The sequence below is a fragment of the Enterobacter chinensis genome, assembly GCF_034008295.1.
GTDB classification, from domain to species: Bacteria; Pseudomonadota; Gammaproteobacteria; order Enterobacterales; family Enterobacteriaceae; genus Enterobacter; species Enterobacter chinensis.
On the sequence record NZ_JARDVI010000004.1, the window covers coordinates 141,580 to 158,630 of the forward strand.

Below are 17,051 nucleotides of genomic sequence, written 5' to 3' on the forward strand. Positions count from 1 at the left end.
ACTACACCTCAACGAAAAAATTCTGAATAAACGGTTTCACTGAAACCCAGCAGCATAGGCTGCCCTGGCGCGCAGAGCAATGGGCGTTTGATGATTGCCGGCATTTCGAGCATCAGTTTTGCCGCGCTGTCGGCATCTTTGATGCTGGCGCGCAGAGATTCGTCCAGTTTACGCCAGGTAGTGCCGCGCGTATTCAGCAGTGCTTCCCACCCCAGTTTGTTGATAGCGTTATGCAGAAATTCTGCATCAAGCCCATCGGCACGGTAATCGTGGAAGCGGTACTCCACGCTATTTGCTTCCAGCCAGCGGCGGGCTTTTTTGATGGTGTCGCAATTTTTAATGCCGTACATCACAACCATGGTGAATCCTTTTGACCTAATGATGATTAAATGTTCAGTAAATTCGAAGATATATCCTTAAGTAGAATATAACACATTCAGGAATCGTCTGGATTTACACTTCTTCTTAATTCAACTCACAACTGTACGCTGAATATTCTTTCACCCTTTAAGCATAGATGTCCATAAGGTTTAAATTTCGAATAAACTCAGCAGGTAAAATAAAATTCACCCATTCGTGGGGTTATTTCAAAATATTGCTAGCCGTCACAAAAAATTGAGGGCTATCCGTTCATATTTATCATAAATCCCCGCAGGACGTGGGGTACAATCACAGCAATTGGTTAAAGAGTCTTCACAATGATGGTCCGTTTTTGTAGAATGCGCATAATAATAAGAGAGGTTGTTATGATTGAACGTGAACTGGGGAACTGGAAAGATTTTATCGAAGGCATGCTTCGTAAATGACATTCAGTAAGAATTGCAAGAGCACTAAAATAAGTAAAATAACCATAGTGTGAATTAATCACACAATAAAAAGGCGGCCGATAAAGCCGCCTTTTTTTATTTCAACCACTTACTCCAGACGCTCCTTCAGCGGGAAGCGGCGACGCACCAGCACAAAGAACAGCGGAACGAAGTAAATGGCCAGGATGGTGGCCGAAATCATGCCCCCCATGACGCCCGTGCCTACGGCATGCTGGCTGCTGGAGCCTGCGCCCGTACTGGTTGCCATCGGCAGTACACCAAAAACAAACGCCAGCGACGTCATCAGGATCGGACGTAAGCGCTGACGGCAGGCGTGCAGCGTGGCGGCCATCAGCTCGTGGCCTTTGGCATTCATCTCGTTGGCAAACTCAACAATCAGAATGGCGTTTTTCGCCGATAGCCCAATCACGGTGAGCAGCCCGACCTGGAAGTAGACATCGTTCTCCAGGCCGCGCATCCATGTCGCGAGCAGAGCACCGATGACGCCAAGGGGCACCACCAGCATGACGGAGAACGGGACTGACCAGCTTTCATACAGTGCGGCAAGGCAGAGGAAGACCACCAGCAGCGAGAGCGCGTAAAGCGCAGGGGCCTGCGCGCCGGAGAGACGCTCCTGGTAAGACATGGCCGTCCACTCCAGACCAAAACCGGCGGGCAGCTGCTGCACCAGTTTTTCCATGGTGTCCATGGCGGTACCGGTACTGACGCCCGGCGCGGCTTCCCCGACGATTTCAACCGCGGAATAGCCGTTATAGCGCTCCAGACGCGGTGAACCGCTCTCCCAGTGCGAGTTGGCAAAGACGGAGAAGGGCACCATGCCGCCGGCATTATTCCTGACAAACCAGCGGTTAATATCATCCGGCAGCATGCGGAACGGTGCGGCGGACTGTACATACACTTTTTTCACGCGACCGCGATCCATAAAGTCATTCACATAGCTCGAGCCCCATGCCGTTTGCAGGGTGTCATTGATATCGTTGATCGAGACGCCCAGCGCCTGCGCCTTACGCTGATCGATATCCACCTGAAGCTGCGGGCTGTCATCAAGACCGTTATGGCGAACGCGGGTCAGGCCTGAATCGCTGCTCGCCAGCGCTAGCAGCTTATCGCGCGCTGCCATCAGTGCCGTATGGCCCGCACCGGCGTGATCCTGCAGTTCCATATCAAACCCGGCAGAACTGCCCAGACCGCTTATCGCAGGCGGGCTGCTGGCAAAGACGCGCGCTTCTTTGATGTGCGCAAAGGCTTTCGTCGCACGCTCAATGATGGCAAATGACGTTCCCGTTTTGGTGTCGCGCTCGTCCCAGTCCTTCAGGCGGACGAACATGCGGGCGACGTTCTGCCCGTTCCCGCCGGGGCCGGAACCGACGGTGGAGAAGACCGAAACGACGTTATCTTTCTCTTTGGTGAAGAAGTACTGTTCCACTTTCTGAACCACTTTCAGCGTCTGCTGCTGCGTTGCGCCGCTCGGGAGCTGCACCGAAGTGGTGAACATCCCCCGGTCTTCCATCGGCAGGAACGAGGTGGGCAGATGCATAAACAGCCAGACCATGCCGCCCAGCAGCACAACGTAAACCATCATCCAGCGCAGGCTGCGGTGCAGCACGCCGCCGACGGCAGATTCATACCGGGCGGCATTGCGGTTAAACATCCGGTTAAACCAGCCGAAGAACCCTTTCTGACCGTGATGTTCCCCTTTGTGCAGCGGCTTCAGGATGGTGGCGCAGAGTGCAGGGGTGAGGATCAGCGCCACCAGCACGGAGAGCACCATCGCCGAGACGATGGTGATGGAGAACTGACGGTAAATCGCCCCGGTTGTGCCGCCGAAGAAGGCCATCGGGATAAAGACGGCCGACAGCACCATCGCAATACCGACTAACGCCCCCTGAATTTGTCCCATGGATTTTCGCGTCGCCTGGCGTGGAGAAAGGCCTTCTTCACTCATGATGCGCTCGACGTTTTCAACCACCACGATGGCATCATCCACCAGAAGGCCAATCGCCAGCACCATCGCAAACATTGTCAGGGTATTAATGCTATACCCGAACGCGTACAGCACCGCAAAGGTCCCCAGCAGCACCACGGGAACGGCAATGGTTGGGATCAGTGTCGCGCGGAAGTTTTGCAGGAACAGGTACATGACCAGGAACACCAGCGCGATGGCTTCCAGCAGGGTCTTCACCACATCCTCAATCGACGCTTTAACGAAAGAGGTGGTTTCATAGGCGACTTTGTACTCCAGCCCGTGCGGGAAATACTGCGACAGCTCATCCAGACGGTCCAGCACCAGTTTCGCGGTGGCCATTTCGTTCGCACCGGAGGCCAGCTTAATCCCCAGACCGGAGGCCTGTTTGCCGTTAAAGCGGCTCAGGTAGTCGTATTTTTCCGCCCCCATTTCCACCGTGGCGACATCGCCCAGGCGCACTTCCGATCCATCCTGATTCACGCGCAGGGTGATATTGCGGAACTGGTCCGGCGTCTGCAGCAGGGATTGCGAATTAATGGTGGCATTCAGGGCCTGTTTATCGACGGACGGCGTTCCCCCCAGTTGCCCCACGGCAATCTGGGCGTTCTGGGCTTTGATGGCATTCGTCACGTCGGTTGCCGTCATCTGGACGCTGTTAAGCTTGTTGGGATCGAGCCAGATACGCATCGAGTATTGCGAGCCGTAAGCATCGATATCCCCCACGCCGTTGATACGGCTGATGGGATCCTGAATATTACTGGCGACGTAGTCCGCAATGTCCTGTTTATCCATCGAGCCATCTGTCGAGACAAACGCGATGGTCAAAATATTGGTATCACCGGTTTTACGTACGGTCACGCCCTGGTTCTGCACCGCCTGGGGAAGCTTGCGCATGGCCGACTGCAGCTGGTTTTGTACCTGCTGCACTGCCTCGTCCGGGTCGGTGCCCGCCTTAAAGCTCAGGGTGACCGTCGCCTGGCCCGTCGCGCTACTTTGCGAAGACATGTACATCAGGTTATCCAGACCCGTCATGTTCTGCTCGATAACCTGCGTCACGGTGTTTTCCAGCGTTTGTGCGGAAGCGCCGGGGTAGTTTGCGGTGACACGCACGTTTGGCGGTGCCAGATCGGGGTATTGCTCAACGGGAAGTGATGTAATCGCCAGGACACCTGTCAGACACAACAGGATGGCAAGCACCCAGGCAAAAATGGGGCGATCGATGAAAAAATTCGCCATGAAAAAGTGACCTCGTTTTGCTGCACGTCATTATTGTTTATTGCCCGCATAACTTTAGCGGTAAGGCCCAGGCCAAACGTGGAGAAATAAAGGAGATAATGTAAATTATCATGCGCTTTTCCCTGCGCTTCCCCCTTTACCGTTATTTACCCGCCGGTGCCTCAGGCACGGGGAACGTGACGCTGACCAGCGTGCCGCCGTTTTGCGGCTGCGAAAAGTGTAGCGTTCCTCCAAGCCGTTGCGCGCGTTCACGCATAATGTTCAGTCCGTAGTGCCCCGGCGGCTCGCTGGCCTCGCCAATCCCGATGCCGTTGTCACGAATGCTGACGCAGTGCGTGCCGTCCGCTGCCGTCACGCAGCTCACCGCGATCTCGCTGGCCTGCGCGTGCTTAATGGCATTCAGCACGGCCTCACGCACGATCTGTAAAAGATGCACCTGCTTTTGCGCGTCCAGCGCCAGCGAGGAGAGGCGGCAGTCGAGGTGCAGTCTGGCCTGCGTCTGGCTCTGCAGGGCGTCGAGAGACTCCTGTAGCGCCGCGGGTAAATTCGCGTGGTTCAGCGTCAGACGGAAGGTGGTGAGCAACTCGCGCAGCTGCTGCCAGGCGTTGTTAAGCTCGCGGGAGAAGTCGGTGATGATGGTCTGTGCCGGGGTATTTTCCTCCGGCACGGCGCGTTTAAGCAGGGCAAGCTGAATGCGCAGATACGACAGCACCTGCGCCAGCGAATCATGCAGCTCGCGAGCGATGGTGGCGCGCTCTTCCATCAGCAGCAGCTGCTGGTAGTGCTTTTGCGCCTGGTTAAAGTACAGCCCGCGCCCGAGCATGGTCGCCACGCTTCTCATCAGCGGGAGGGGAACGCTGTCCGTCTCGCTTTGCCAGCGCAGCTCGCCGTAAAGGGTGTCCTGCATCAGGACCGGCAGGTTTTGCAGCGGGAGGCCGCTTGACTCCGTCCCTTCACACAGCCGCCAGTCGTCGCTGGTGCGCAGTTCCAGATAACTCATCTGCGTATAGTCACGGACAATCTGCAGGATATGCCGGAAGCAGTGGCTGTCAATCTGGCCGGTATTCAGCGCCTGAGAGCATTTGAACAGCATGTCGAGCTGCTGGTGGGCGTCATGCAAATGCCGCGTTTTTTCCGCAACTGAGGCTTCAAGCGAGCGATAGAGCGTGGCTAACTCGGCGGACATGTGGTTGAAGGCACGCGATAGTTGACCCAGCTCGTTCGGCAGGGCGGTATCCGGCGCAGGGGTCGCAAACTCGCCTCGCTCAATCCGTTCGCTGGCCGCCACCAGATTGTTCAGCGGCAATACCACCTGGCGACGGATGCGTCGCAGGGTAAACAGCGTCAGCAGCAGGATCCCAAGCGCGCCCGCCAGAGATAGCAGGGTGACCGTCTGAATTTTATGTTCGGTGTAGTGCTGTAGGGCGAGCACAAAGGCATCAATGCGGCCGACAAAATCACCAATGTGGCTTTGATACCATGCGCTGTCGCCGCGGGCGATGCGCGCATCCATCTCCAGCCAGGCCACATGCAGTTGCTGATAGCGTGCTTTCACATTGTCCGGGACGTACCAGCGGTTCAGCTTCTGCAGGGCTGGCGCACTCAGCGTCTGTTGCCAGTTCTCGCGATGTTCGGCAAGGGAAGGGCTGTTGCGCTGCATCTCGTAGCCCAGACGATAGCTCTGCATGCGCAGCGAGCCCGCGATATTAATTGCTTCGGCATCACGCTGGCTGCTGGCAAGCGTCAGCAGCGCGACGGTGCTGGTCAGCACGGATAAGACAATGATCGAAAAGAAAGCCCAGGCGAGGCTTCCGGAAACGGGTCGTTTAACGGTCACAGAACGGCTCTCTGAATAAAATTGATCTGCCACAGGTTCACTGGAAATAATTGGGCATCCTGGGCATTTGAACATTGCCCGATCGCGCCGTGATGCGTAAATACCATATTCATACAAAGAATAAGGTTATTGAACCAAAAACAGGTGTGATTATGAATCGTTTTATTATGGCTAACAGCCAGCAATGCATTGGGTGTCGTGCCTGCGAAGTGGCCTGCGTGATGGCGCACAACGGTGAGCAGCATGTCCTGAGCGAGCGCCATTTTCATCCCCGTATTACGGTCCTGAGATCCGGCGAGAAGCGAAGCCCTGTCACCTGTCATCACTGTGAAAATGCGCCCTGCGCGCAAAGCTGCCCGAACGGCGCCATCAGCAAATGTGATGACAGCGTACAGGTGAATCAACAAAAATGCATCGGCTGTAAGGCCTGCGCGGTGGCTTGCCCGTTTGGCACGATGGAGATTATCGTCACCCCGCTCGACAACGGCAGCGTGAAGGCCTCGGCGAATAAATGCGATCTCTGTCTGACGCGTCCACATGGCCCGGCCTGTATCGAAAACTGCCCGGCAGATGTCCTCTCCCTGGCGACGCCTGCTGTCCTGGATAATCTGGCGAAATCGCGCCGACAGCGCGCTGCCTCCCTGGAGGCGCAGCCCTGGCATGCGGAGGCCGTCAAAGAGAACGTCCCGCGCACCAAACTGCAGCAGATGCAAACAACCCTGCCACGCGGCGAGCCCGATAAACTGGCTGGCGCAGAGCGCGTGGGCCATTTTAACGAAATTTACCTGCCGTATCGGACAGAGCAGGCCGCCCGCGAGGCGTCGCGCTGCCTGAAGTGCGGAGAGCACAGCATTTGCGAATGGACCTGCCCGCTGCACAACCACATCCCGCAGTGGATTGAGCGCCTCAGCGCGGGTGACATTGCCGGCGCGGTCGAGCTTTCTCATCAGACTAACTGTTTACCTGAAATTACCGGCCGCGTCTGTCCGCAGGACCGATTATGCGAAGGTGCCTGCACACTACGTGACGAGACGGGTTCCGTGACCATCGGTAACATCGAGCGCTATATCGCCGAACGGGCGCTGGCGATGGGCTGGCGGCCGGATATGTCCGCCGTCATGCCGTCGGGTAAACGTGTCGCGATTGTCGGCGCGGGGCCTGCCGGGCTGGCGTGTGCCGACGTGCTGGCGCGCAGCGGCGTGAACGTGACGGTCTATGACCGGCATCCGGAAATCGGCGGATTGCTGACCTTTGGCATCCCGGCATTCAAACTGGACAAATCTTTGCTCACGCGGCGCAGAGAGATATTTACCGCGATGGGGATCCGCTTCGAGCTGAACTGCGAGGTGGGCCAGGACGTGTCGATGTCACAGTTACAGAACGACTACGACGCCCTGTTTATTGGCGTGGGTACCTATCGCTCGATGAAGGCAGGTATCCCGCATGAAGACGCGCCCGGTGTCTATGACGCGCTGCCTTTCCTGGCAGGCAATACGCGGCATGTTATGGGGCTGGACGAGTTGGCCAGCGAACCGTTCATCGACACCCGTGGTTTAAACGTGGTGGTGCTGGGCGGGGGCGATACCGCGATGGACTGCGTCCGCACAGCGTTACGTCACGGCGCGACGAACGTCACCTGCGCCTATCGTCGGGATGAGGCCAATATGCCGGGCTCGAAGAAAGAGGTGAAGAATGCCAGAGAAGAGGGTGCAGCGTTTGAATTTAACGTCCAGCCGGTTGAACTGACGCTGGATCCTGACGGAAAGGTCAACGGTATCCGGATGCTGCGTACCGAACTCGGTGAGCCGGATGCGCAGGGGCGGCGTCGGCCCGTTCCGGTGGCGGGCAGCGAGTTTGTGATGGCGGCTGATGCGGTCATTATGGCGTTTGGTTTTAACCCGCACGCGATGCCGTGGCTGCAGGCGCAGGGCGTTGAAACGGACGAGCGCGGGCGGATCGTTGCCTCGGTCGAGAGCCGCTACCGTTACCAGACGACCAACCCGCAAATCTTCGCCGGCGGTGATGCGGTGCGCGGTGCGGATCTGGTGGTGACCGCCATGGCGGAAGGGCGTCATGCGGCGCAAGGGATGCTCGACTGGCTTGGGGTTAATGCACCAAAACATCATTAAACAGGCGGGCGACAAAGCGGGATTCACGGCGTAGTATAGGATGACTCATTGTGTTGTGGAGCCCGTATGACCCTGAAAATTGACGTTATCAAAGACAAAATTCTCTCTGAAAACTACTTTGTCCTGCGTAACATCACCTATGATCTTACACGTAATAACGGTGAAGTGATCCGCCACAAACGCGAGGTTTACGATCGCGGTAACGGGGCAACCATTTTGCTCTATAACCGTGAGAAGCAGAGCGTGGTGCTGATCCGTCAGTTCAGGGTGGCGACATGGGTCAATGGCAACCCTGACGGACGTCTGATTGAAAGCTGTGCGGGCCTGCTCGATGATGATGAGCCGGAAGTCTGCATCCGTAAAGAGGCCGTAGAAGAAACCGGCTTCGAAGTGGGAGAGGTTAAAAAGGTCTTCGAGCTGTTTATGTCGCCCGGCGGCGTGACGGAAATCGTTCACTTCTTCATTGCGGAATACAGCGACGCGCAGCGCACTCACCGGGGCGGTGGCGTAGAAGATGAAGATATCGAAGTGCTGGAGCTCCCCTTTTCTCGGGCGCTGGAGATGATGCGTTCAGGGGAAATCAGGGATGGTAAGGCAGTGATATTACTGCAGTATTTACAGACGACCGGGTTAATGAACACCGCTTTCGAACGGATATAGCGTGTTTTTCGGGTATATCTGATAAATCCGATTGAGCAACCCCGGCGGGAACACGAAGATACTGCCCAGTTAAGCGTTTTCGTTCCGGGATTGTGTCATTCATGCGCTACAGCGTCTTTTTATTTTCCCTGTTTTGTGTGCTTCTCGCGCCGCAGGTGCGGGCTGCGCCTGCTCAGCAAGCCTTTTCTGACTGGCAGGTGACCTGCAATAACCAGAACTTTTGCCTTGCACGCAATACGGGTGAACACCGTGGTCTGGTCATGACGCTCACCCGAAGCGCCGGGGCGAAAACGGATGCCACGCTGCGTATCGATCTCGGCGGCCTTGAAACGCCCTCTGTCAAAGAGCCAGAGATTGCCCCCCGGCTGCTGCTGGATAACGTCCCCCTGAAGCTGGACAAGCAGCACTGGCAGTTCACATCCTGGCATCTGAAAACGGACGATGCGGCCACCATCACCGCCTTTCTGAAAAATATCCAGGAAGGGAAAGCGCTCACCCTGAGCGGTGGCAAGCAGGTTATTTCCCTGAGCGGTTTGAAAGCAGCGCTGCTGTTCATTGATGCACAGCAAAAGCGTGTCGGCAGCGAAACCGCATGGATTAAGAAAGGTGACGATCCGCCGTTAAGCGTGCCGCCCGCACCCGCCCTGAAAAAAGTGACTGTCGTGAATCCCACCCCAACACCGCTTTCCCACGCTGAACTGAACGACCTGCTGGATTATGGTACCGGGCGGATGAACAGTAGCCAGTGTTCGCTGGATCCTAACCGCCGGGAAGTGCGCGTTACTGCATTAACCGATGACAAAGCGCTGCTGATCGTCAGCTGCGAGGCGGGGGCCTATAATACGGTCGATCTGGCGTGGCTGGTATCACGTAAAAAACCCTTCTCTGCCCGCAGCGTCAGGCTGCGTCTGCCGTTTACGCCGTCAAGCGACAGCAGTGAAATGGAGTTAATGAACGCCAGCTTCGATGAGAAAACGCGCGAGCTGACCACGCTCGCGCTCGGGCGCGGCATGGGAGATTGCGGGATCCAGACGCGCTGGCGCTTTGACGGCCAGCGTTTTCGCCTGGTGCGCTACGCCGAGGAGCCCAGCTGCGATAGCTGGAACGGGCCAGATGCCTGGCCCACGCTGTGGATCACGCGGTAGCTTTTACCGGGTGGCGGCTGCGCCTTACCCGGCCTACGTTTCAAACCATGTAGGCCCGGTAAGCGTAGCGCCACAGGGCACGCAGGCCGCACTAAATCACGCTCAGCGCCTTCTCTACTACGTTCTCAACGGTAAAGCCGAAGTACGGGAACAGCTTGTCGGCAGGGGCGGACTCACCGTAGCCCCGCATGCCAACAATCGCCCCCTTAAGCCCGACATATTTGTACCAGTAGTCGGCAATACCGGCTTCCACCGCCACGCGCGCCGCGACGCTGGAAGGCAGGACCGATTCCCGGTACGCTTCGTCCTGGGCGTCAAAGATATCCGTTGAGGGCAGGGACACCACGCGTACCGCGTGGCCTTCGGCGGTCAGTTTTTCCGCCGCTTTCACCGTGATTTCCACCTCTGAACCGGTCGCAATCAGGATCACGTCCGGCTTGCCGCCGCTGTCTTTCAGGATGTAGCCGCCGCGGGCGATATTTTTCACCTGCTCCGGGGTACGCTCAATCTGCGCCAGATTTTGGCGTGACAGAATCAATGCCGTTGGGCCATTGTGACGTTCTACCGCCAGCTTCCAGCCGACCGCCGCTTCGACCTGATCGCACGGACGCCAGGTGCTGAAGTTTGGCGTTAAGCGCAGGCTCGCCAGCTGTTCAACCGCCTGGTGCGTCGGGCCATCTTCCCCCAGCCCGATGGAGTCATGGGTATAGACCATAATCTGTCGCGCCTTCATCAATGCCGCCATGCGCGCCGCGTTACGGGCATACTCGACAAACATCAGGAAGGTGGCGGTGTAGGGCACGAAGCCGCCGTGATGGGCGATGCCGTTGGCAATGGCGGTCATCCCGAATTCACGTACGCCGTAGTGGATATAGTTCCCGGCAATGTCTTCCTTCAGCGATTTCGAGCCGGACCAGATCGTCAGGTTACTGGGCGCCAGATCCGCCGAGCCGCCAAGCAGTTCAGGCAGGATAGGGCCGATGGCATTCAGCGTGTTTTGTGAGGCCTTGCGGGTGGCGATTTTCGCCGGGTTGGACTGCAGATTTTCAATCAGCGCCTGGGTTTTATCGTCCCAGTCTTCCGGCAGGCCGCCGCTCATGCGGCGGGAAAACTCGGCGGCCAGATCCGGGTACGCTTTTTTATACGCGGCAAACTTCTCGTTCCAGGACTGCTGCGCTTTTTCACCCGCTTCGCGGGCATCCCAGGCCTTGTAGATCTCTTTTGGGATCTCAAACGGCGGATGTTTCCAGCCCAGCTTCTGCCGGGTTAGCGCCACTTCCTCTTCGCCCAGCGCCGCACCGTGCGCCTCTTCTTTGCCGGCCTTGTTCGGAGAGCCGAAGCCGATAACCGTGCGGCAGATAATCAGGGACGGTTTGTCCTTCACGCTTTGCGCTTCCTGAATCGCTTTTTTCACCGCCTCAGGATCGTGGCCGTCGATCTCATGCACCACGTGCCAGTGGTAGGCTTCGAAGCGCTTCGCCGTGTCGTCGGTAAACCAGCCCTCGGTTTCCCCGTCGATGGAGATGCCGTTGTGATCGTAAAACCCGATCAGCTTGCCCAGCCCCAGCGTGCCCGCCAGCGAGCAGACTTCATGGGAAATCCCCTCCATCAGGCAGCCGTCACCCATAAATACATAGGTGTAGTGATCGACAATCTCGTGGTCCGGCTGGTTAAACTGTGCCGCCAGCGTGCGCTCGGCAATTGCCAGCCCGACCGCATTTGCCAGCCCCTGGCCGAGCGGCCCGGTGGTGGTTTCCACGCCTGGGGTATAGCCAATTTCCGGGTGACCCGGCGTTTTGGAGTGCAGCTGGCGGAAGTTTTTCAGCTCCTCAAGCGGCAGGTCGTAGCCGGAGAGATGCAGCAGGCTGTAGAGCAGCATTGAGGCGTGACCGTTGGAGAGAATAAAACGGTCGCGATCGTACCAGGTGGGGTCGCTGGGGTTGTGCTTCAGGAAGTCGTTCCACAACACTTCGGCAATATCAGCCATGCCCATTGGTGCGCCAGGGTGGCCGGAATTGGCTTTCTGCACGGCATCCATGCTGAGGGCGCGAATGGCATTGGCTAGCTCTTTACGGGACATAGTTCACTCCGTGGCAAGGTTAAAGTTTGGCGGCGAGAAGATCTTCAAGTTTGCGCTGGTCGACGGCGAACAGGCGGATACCTTCCGCCAGTTTTTCCACGGCCATGGCGTCCTGATTGTGCTCCCAGCGGAACTCCGCTTCGGTCATGACTTTCGGTTTTGGCAGAACGGTAGAGGTGGGCACCAGTTTGCGGATCACCGTCTCTTCTTTGTCCTGCAGCTCTTTGAGCAGATTAGGGGAGATAGTCAGGCGGTCGCAGCCTGCCAGGGCGAGGATCTGCTCGGTTCGGCGGAAGCTGGCCCCCATCACGATGGTTTCGTAGCGGTGCTGCTTGTAATAGTCGTAGATATTACGGACAGATTTCACGCCCGGGTCCTCATCCACCACGTACGGGTCCATTGGCTGTTTTGCCTGATACCAGTCGTAGATGCGGCCAACAAACGGCGAGACCAGGAACACGCCCGCTTCGGCACAGGCGCGTGCCTGAGCAAATGAGAACAGCAGCGTCAGGTTGCAGTGAATTCCCTCTTTTTCCAGCACTTCCGCCGCGCGGATGCCTTCCCAGGTGGAAGCGAGTTTGATCAAAATGCGTGACTTATCGATCCCCTGTTCCTGGTAGAGTTCAACCAGGCGGCGGGCCTTATTAATACTTTTTTCTTTATCGAACGAGAGGCGGGCGTCGACTTCGGTTGAGACGCGCCCCGGGATGCTTTTAAGAATTTCCGCACCGAAATTAACCGCCAGCTTGTCGCTGGCTTCTGCGACCTGCTGCTCCTGCGTTTTCCCGCGCTGTTTACCGTAGGCAATGGCGTCATCAATCAGATGACTAAAATGCGCAAGACCGGCTGCCTTGAGCAGGAGCGAAGGGTTTGTGGTTGCATCCTCCGGCTGATAGTGGCGAATCGACTCGATATCGCCGCTGTCTGCAACCACGGTGGTGAATTTTTTGATGCCGTCTAGCTGGTTCATAAATAATTACTCCTTGGAAATAAAAGAGTTAGATGAGTGCGCTAGTTCACACTTCTGAGAAAATCATGATGGACTTAACAAAAAAGCATAGCAGACGGGGGAGGCATTGCTTTTGAGACGGGTAACATGGCTGTTATAAATTGATAACAATTTTTAATGTGTGATGGTGAGAGTTTGGCAGCCTTCAAAGTTTATGCGCTGTCCTGCGGCGATACTATCTGACCGATACGTAAAAGGAATAACAAGATGGACGATCAGTTAAAACAGAGTGCCCTCGATTTTCACGAGTTCCCTGTCCCGGGCAAAATCCAGGTCTCCCCAACCAAGCCGCTGGCGACCCAGCGCGATCTGGCGCTGGCCTATTCGCCAGGCGTTGCTGCGCCGTGTCTGGAAATCGAAAAAGACCCGCTGGCAGCCTACAAATACACCGCGCGCGGCAACCTCGTGGCCGTTATCTCGAACGGCACGGCTGTGCTGGGTCTCGGTAATATCGGCGCCCTGGCGGGTAAACCGGTGATGGAAGGGAAGGGCGTTCTGTTCAAGAAATTCGCCGGTATCGACGTGTTTGATATCGAGGTGGACGAACTCGATCCCGATAAATTCATCAACGTGGTGGCCGCGCTGGAGCCGACCTTCGGCGGGATCAACCTGGAAGACATCAAAGCGCCGGAATGTTTCTATATCGAGCAGAAGCTGCGCGAGCGTATGAACATTCCCGTGTTCCATGATGACCAGCACGGCACTGCGATTATTAGCACCGCCGCTATTCTGAACGGCCTGCGCGTGGTTGAGAAAAATCTCTCTGACGTGCGCATGGTGGTCTCTGGCGCAGGCGCCGCGGCCATCGCCTGTATGAACCTGCTGGTGGCGCTGGGGATGCAGAAACACAACATTGTGGTCTGCGACTCCAAAGGCGTTATCTATAAAGATCGCGAGCCTAACATGGCGGAAACCAAAGCGGCGTATGCGGTGGAAGACGACGGCAAGCGCACGCTTGAGGACGTCATCGATGGCGCGGATATCTTCCTCGGTTGCTCGGGTCCGAAAGTGCTGACCCAGGAGATGGTCAAGAAGATGGCGCGCGCGCCAATGATCCTGGCCCTGGCAAACCCGGAACCGGAAATCCTGCCGCCGCTGGCGAAAGCGGTGCGTGAAGATGCCATTATCTGTACCGGCCGTTCCGACTACCCGAACCAGGTTAACAACGTGCTCTGCTTCCCGTTCATCTTCCGTGGCGCGCTGGACGTCGGCGCGACGGCAATCAACGAAGAGATGAAGCTTGCCGCCGTTCACGCCATCGCGGAGCTGGCTCACGCCGAGCAGAGCGAAGTGGTTGCGTCAGCCTATGGCGATCAGGATCTGAGCTTTGGTCCGGATTACATCATTCCAAAACCGTTCGACCCGCGTCTGATTGTTAAAATTGCGCCAGCGGTGGCCAAAGCGGCGATGGACTCCGGTGTGGCGACGCGACCGATTCAGGATTTCGACGCTTATGTCGATAAGCTCACCGAGTTTGTCTATAAAACCAACCTGTTCATGAAGCCGATCTTCTCGCAGGCGCGTACCGACGCGAAACGCGTTGTACTGGCGGAAGGGGAAGAGGCGCGCGTGCTCCACGCCACCCAGGAGCTGATCACCTTAGGTCTGGCGAAGCCGATCCTGATTGGTCGTCCGAGCGTGATTGAGATGCGCATTCAAAAGCTGGGCCTGCAGATTAAGCCGGGCGTCGACTTCGAGATCGTCAACAACGAATCCGATCCGCGCTTCAAAGAGTACTGGAGCGAATACTACGCGATCATGAAGCGCCGGGGGATCACCCAGGAGCAGGCGCAGAAAGCTGTCATCAGTAACACGACGGTGATCGGCGCGATCATGGTTCATCGCGGCGAAGCGGATGCGCTGATCTGCGGCACCATCGGCGATTACCACGAGCACTTTAGCGTGGTGCAGGAGATCTTCGGCTATCGCGACGGCGTCCATACCGCCGGGGCGATGAACGCCCTGCTGCTGCCGAGCGGGAACACCTTTATTGCCGACACCTACGTTAATGACGATCCAACTCCTGACGAGCTGGCGGAGATCACCGTGATGGCCGCGGAGACCGTGCGCCGCTTTGGTATCGAGCCGAAGGTGGCGCTGCTGTCGCACTCAAACTTTGGTTCGTCTAAATCCGCGGCGGCCTGCAAAATGCGTCAGACGCTGGAGCTGGTGCGCGAGCGTGCGCCGGAGCTGATGATTGACGGGGAAATGCACGGCGATGCGGCGCTGGTGGAGAGCATCCGCAACGAACGTATGCCGGACAGTCCGCTGAAAGGATCGGCGAACATACTGATTATGCCGAACGTGGAAGCGGCGCGTATCAGCTATAACCTGCTGCGCGTCTCCAGCTCTGAAGGGGTGACCGTAGGGCCGGTGCTGATGGGTGTGGCGAAACCGGTGCATGTGTTAACGCCGATAGCCTCTGTGCGCCGTATCGTGAATATGGTAGCGCTGGCGGTGGTGGAGGCGCAGACGCAGCCGCTGTAATATCACTTTAATTTATTTCCGGCGCGGGTTTCTCCCGCGCCTTTTTATTTTCCCTTTCTTAGTGATCCACTTCACCTTTTAAACCTGGTTGCCGAATTTTGTTATTTACTCTGACAAAAAATTGCCACGATGAGGGCAGTTTTAGAGGAGGCGGTGAGCAATGGAAAAAGAACGCATTATTCAGGAATTTGTGCCGGGGAAACAGGTCACGCTGGCGCATCTCATTGCACACCCCGGAGAGGAACTGGCGAAAAAGATCGGCGTTCCCGAAGCAGGTGCCATCGGCATCATGACGCTGACGCCAGGGGAAACTGCGATGATTGCCGGTGACTTAGCCCTGAAGGCGGCAGATGTACATATCGGTTTTCTCGATAGATTCAGTGGTGCGCTGGTTATCTACGGCTCGGTAGGCGCGGTAGAAGAAGCGTTATTACAAACGGTAAGTGGTCTGGGCCGGTTATTAAATTTCACATTGTGCAATCTGACAAAAAGTTAATCAGAGGCGGCGATGAAACGTATTGCGTTTGTCGGTACGGTGGGGGCGGGAAAAACGACGCTCTTTAATGCGCTACAGGGGAATTATTCCCTCGCCAGAAAAACGCAGGCCGTGGAGTTTAATGAGAATGGCGATATCGATACGCCAGGAGAATATTTTAGCCATCCGCGCTGGTATCACGCCTTGATTACCACGCTGCAGGATGTCGATACGTTGATTTATATACACGCGGCAAATGATAAAGAAAGTCGCTTACCTGCCGGGCTGTTGGATATTGGCGCAAGTAAACGACAAATCGCCGTTATCAGCAAAACGGACGTGCCAGATGTCGACGTCGCCGCAACGCGACAACTTCTTCGCGAGATGGGGTTTCAGGAGCCGATTTTTGAGCTCAATAGCCATGACCCGCGCAGCGTGCAGTACCTGGTGGATTATCTGACTGAGCTCAGCCAAAAGGAGAAAAGGGCAGGTGAAAAAACTCATTACAGCTAACGATATTCGTGCGGCCCACGCACGCGGCGAACAGGAAATGTCAGTTGTTCTGCGCGCCAGCATCATCACCCCGGAGGCGCGCGAAGTTGCGGAGCTGCTGGGCGTCACCATTAGCGAATGCGATGAATCCACGCCATACGTAGCCGCTGCTAAACCGGCTGCGGTGATTGATGGCAAAACGGAAAACCAACGCATTCGCGAAACCATCATTGCACAGTTACCGGAAGGACAGTTTACCGAAAGCCTGGTTGCCCAACTGATGGACAAAGTCATGAAGGAGAAACAGTCGCTGGAGCAGGGCGGAATGCAGCCAAGCTTTAACTCGGTGACCGGCAAAGGCGGCGTCAAAGTCATCGACGGCAGTAGCGTGAAGTTTGGTCGTTTTGACGGCGCACAGCCGCAATGTGTGGGTTTAACCGATCTGGTGACCGACCAGGACGGCAGCAGTATGGCCGCCGGGTTCATGCAGTGGGATAACGCCTTTTTCCCATGGACGTTGAACTACGACGAAATCGACATGATTCTGGAAGGTGAGCTGCACGTTCGTCACGAAGGCGAAACCATGATTGCTAAAGCCGGGGACGTGATGTTTATCCCGAAAGGCTCCAGCATCGAATTTGGTACGCCCTCGACGGTGAAGTTTCTGTATGTGGCCTGGCCTGCGAACTGGCAGTCCTGCTAAGGCGG

The 17,051-nt window shown here is 56.6% G+C and carries 13 protein-coding genes; 8 read left to right on the forward strand and 5 right to left on the reverse strand.

What is annotated here, in order from left to right; all coding sequences use genetic code 11:
* Window positions 1-8 precede the first annotated feature (8 nt).
* On the reverse strand, window positions 9-359 hold the full coding sequence (locus tag PYW49_RS13365; RefSeq protein ID WP_320386684.1) for an ArsC family reductase: 351 nt from the start codon (window positions 357-359) through the stop codon (window positions 9-11).
* 387 nt (window positions 360-746) lie between these two features.
* On the opposite strand from PYW49_RS13365, the gene ypfM reads away from it, so the two are divergent.
* Window positions 747-806 (forward strand): protein YpfM, encoded by a 60-nt coding sequence (gene ypfM, locus PYW49_RS13370; RefSeq protein ID WP_015572204.1) that lies wholly within the window; start codon window positions 747-749, stop codon window positions 804-806.
* A gap of 109 nt (window positions 807-915) precedes the next feature.
* Here ypfM and acrD read toward each other — a convergent pair whose 3' ends face one another.
* Window positions 916-4,029 carry a multidrug efflux RND transporter permease AcrD gene (gene acrD / locus PYW49_RS13375; protein WP_320386685.1) on the reverse strand — a complete coding sequence of 1,038 codons (3,114 nt, stop codon included), beginning with the start codon at window positions 4,027-4,029 and terminating at the stop codon, window positions 916-918.
* A 142-nt stretch (window positions 4,030-4,171) separates the two neighbouring features.
* Window positions 4,172-5,866 carry a nitrate/nitrite two-component system sensor histidine kinase NarQ gene (narQ, locus tag PYW49_RS13380; RefSeq protein WP_134347683.1) on the reverse strand — a complete coding sequence of 565 codons (1,695 nt, stop codon included), beginning with the start codon at window positions 5,864-5,866 and terminating at the stop codon, window positions 4,172-4,174.
* Window positions 5,867-6,018: 152 nt separating this feature from the next.
* On the opposite strand from narQ, the gene aegA reads away from it, so the two are divergent.
* From aegA to PYW49_RS13395, 3 genes are all read left to right on the forward strand, one after another.
* On the forward strand, window positions 6,019-7,995 hold the full coding sequence (aegA, locus tag PYW49_RS13385) for a formate-dependent uric acid utilization protein AegA (protein ID WP_320386686.1): 1,977 nt from the start codon (window positions 6,019-6,021) through the stop codon (window positions 7,993-7,995).
* A gap of 66 nt (window positions 7,996-8,061) precedes the next feature.
* A complete protein-coding gene (nudK, locus tag PYW49_RS13390) occupies window positions 8,062-8,655 on the forward strand; it encodes a GDP-mannose pyrophosphatase NudK (protein ID WP_320386687.1) in 594 nt (197 codons plus the stop codon).
* Window positions 8,656-8,756: 101 nt separating this feature from the next.
* Entirely contained in the window at window positions 8,757-9,800 is a 1,044-nt protein-coding gene (locus PYW49_RS13395; protein ID WP_320386688.1) for a DUF1176 domain-containing protein, read from the forward strand.
* A gap of 91 nt (window positions 9,801-9,891) precedes the next feature.
* Here the strand turns inward: PYW49_RS13395 and tkt are convergent, their stop codons facing one another.
* Both tkt and tal read right to left on the reverse strand, forming a co-directional pair.
* Window positions 9,892-11,880 (reverse strand): transketolase, encoded by a 1,989-nt coding sequence (gene tkt, locus PYW49_RS13400; RefSeq protein WP_320386689.1) that lies wholly within the window; start codon window positions 11,878-11,880, stop codon window positions 9,892-9,894.
* Between the two features lie 19 nt (window positions 11,881-11,899).
* Window positions 11,900-12,850: a transaldolase gene (tal, locus tag PYW49_RS13405; RefSeq protein ID WP_134347689.1), complete on the reverse strand. Its 951-nt coding sequence runs from the start codon at window positions 12,848-12,850 to the stop codon at window positions 11,900-11,902.
* 246 nt (window positions 12,851-13,096) lie between these two features.
* Between tal and maeB the strand changes: the two genes are divergently transcribed.
* From maeB to eutQ, 4 genes are all read left to right on the forward strand, one after another.
* On the forward strand, window positions 13,097-15,376 hold the full coding sequence (maeB, locus tag PYW49_RS13410) for an NADP-dependent oxaloacetate-decarboxylating malate dehydrogenase (protein WP_134347690.1): 2,280 nt from the start codon (window positions 13,097-13,099) through the stop codon (window positions 15,374-15,376).
* Window positions 15,377-15,536: 160 nt separating this feature from the next.
* On the forward strand, window positions 15,537-15,872 hold the full coding sequence (gene eutS / locus PYW49_RS13415; RefSeq protein ID WP_024907587.1) for an ethanolamine utilization microcompartment protein EutS: 336 nt from the start codon (window positions 15,537-15,539) through the stop codon (window positions 15,870-15,872).
* A gap of 12 nt (window positions 15,873-15,884) precedes the next feature.
* Window positions 15,885-16,364 (forward strand): ethanolamine utilization acetate kinase EutP, encoded by a 480-nt coding sequence (gene eutP, locus PYW49_RS13420; RefSeq protein WP_320386690.1) that lies wholly within the window; start codon window positions 15,885-15,887, stop codon window positions 16,362-16,364.
* Window positions 16,342-17,046: an ethanolamine utilization acetate kinase EutQ gene (gene eutQ, locus PYW49_RS13425; RefSeq protein WP_320386691.1), complete on the forward strand. Its 705-nt coding sequence runs from the start codon at window positions 16,342-16,344 to the stop codon at window positions 17,044-17,046. Before eutP ends, eutQ begins: the two co-directional genes overlap by 23 nt.
* The last annotated feature ends 5 nt before the right edge of the window (window positions 17,047-17,051 follow it).

Excerpts from the sequence above, each read along its gene's own strand:
- PYW49_RS13365 (WP_320386684.1), bottom strand. The coding sequence starts at position 359 with ATGGTTGTGATGTACGGCATTAAAAATTGCGACACCATCAAAAAAGCC.
- acrD (WP_320386685.1), bottom strand. The coding sequence starts at position 4,029 with ATGGCGAATTTTTTCATCGATCGCCCCATTTTTGCCTGGGTGCTTGCC.
- aegA (WP_320386686.1), top strand. The coding sequence starts at position 6,019 with ATGAATCGTTTTATTATGGCTAACAGCCAGCAATGCATTGGGTGTCGT.
- nudK (WP_320386687.1), top strand. The coding sequence starts at position 8,062 with ATGACCCTGAAAATTGACGTTATCAAAGACAAAATTCTCTCTGAAAAC.
- PYW49_RS13395 (WP_320386688.1), top strand. The coding sequence starts at position 8,757 with ATGCGCTACAGCGTCTTTTTATTTTCCCTGTTTTGTGTGCTTCTCGCG.
- tkt (WP_320386689.1), bottom strand. The coding sequence starts at position 11,880 with ATGTCCCGTAAAGAGCTAGCCAATGCCATTCGCGCCCTCAGCATGGAT.
- tal (WP_134347689.1), bottom strand. The coding sequence starts at position 12,850 with ATGAACCAGCTAGACGGCATCAAAAAATTCACCACCGTGGTTGCAGAC.
- maeB (WP_134347690.1), top strand. The coding sequence starts at position 13,097 with ATGGACGATCAGTTAAAACAGAGTGCCCTCGATTTTCACGAGTTCCCT.
- eutS (WP_024907587.1), top strand. The coding sequence starts at position 15,537 with ATGGAAAAAGAACGCATTATTCAGGAATTTGTGCCGGGGAAACAGGTC.
- eutP (WP_320386690.1), top strand. The coding sequence starts at position 15,885 with ATGAAACGTATTGCGTTTGTCGGTACGGTGGGGGCGGGAAAAACGACG.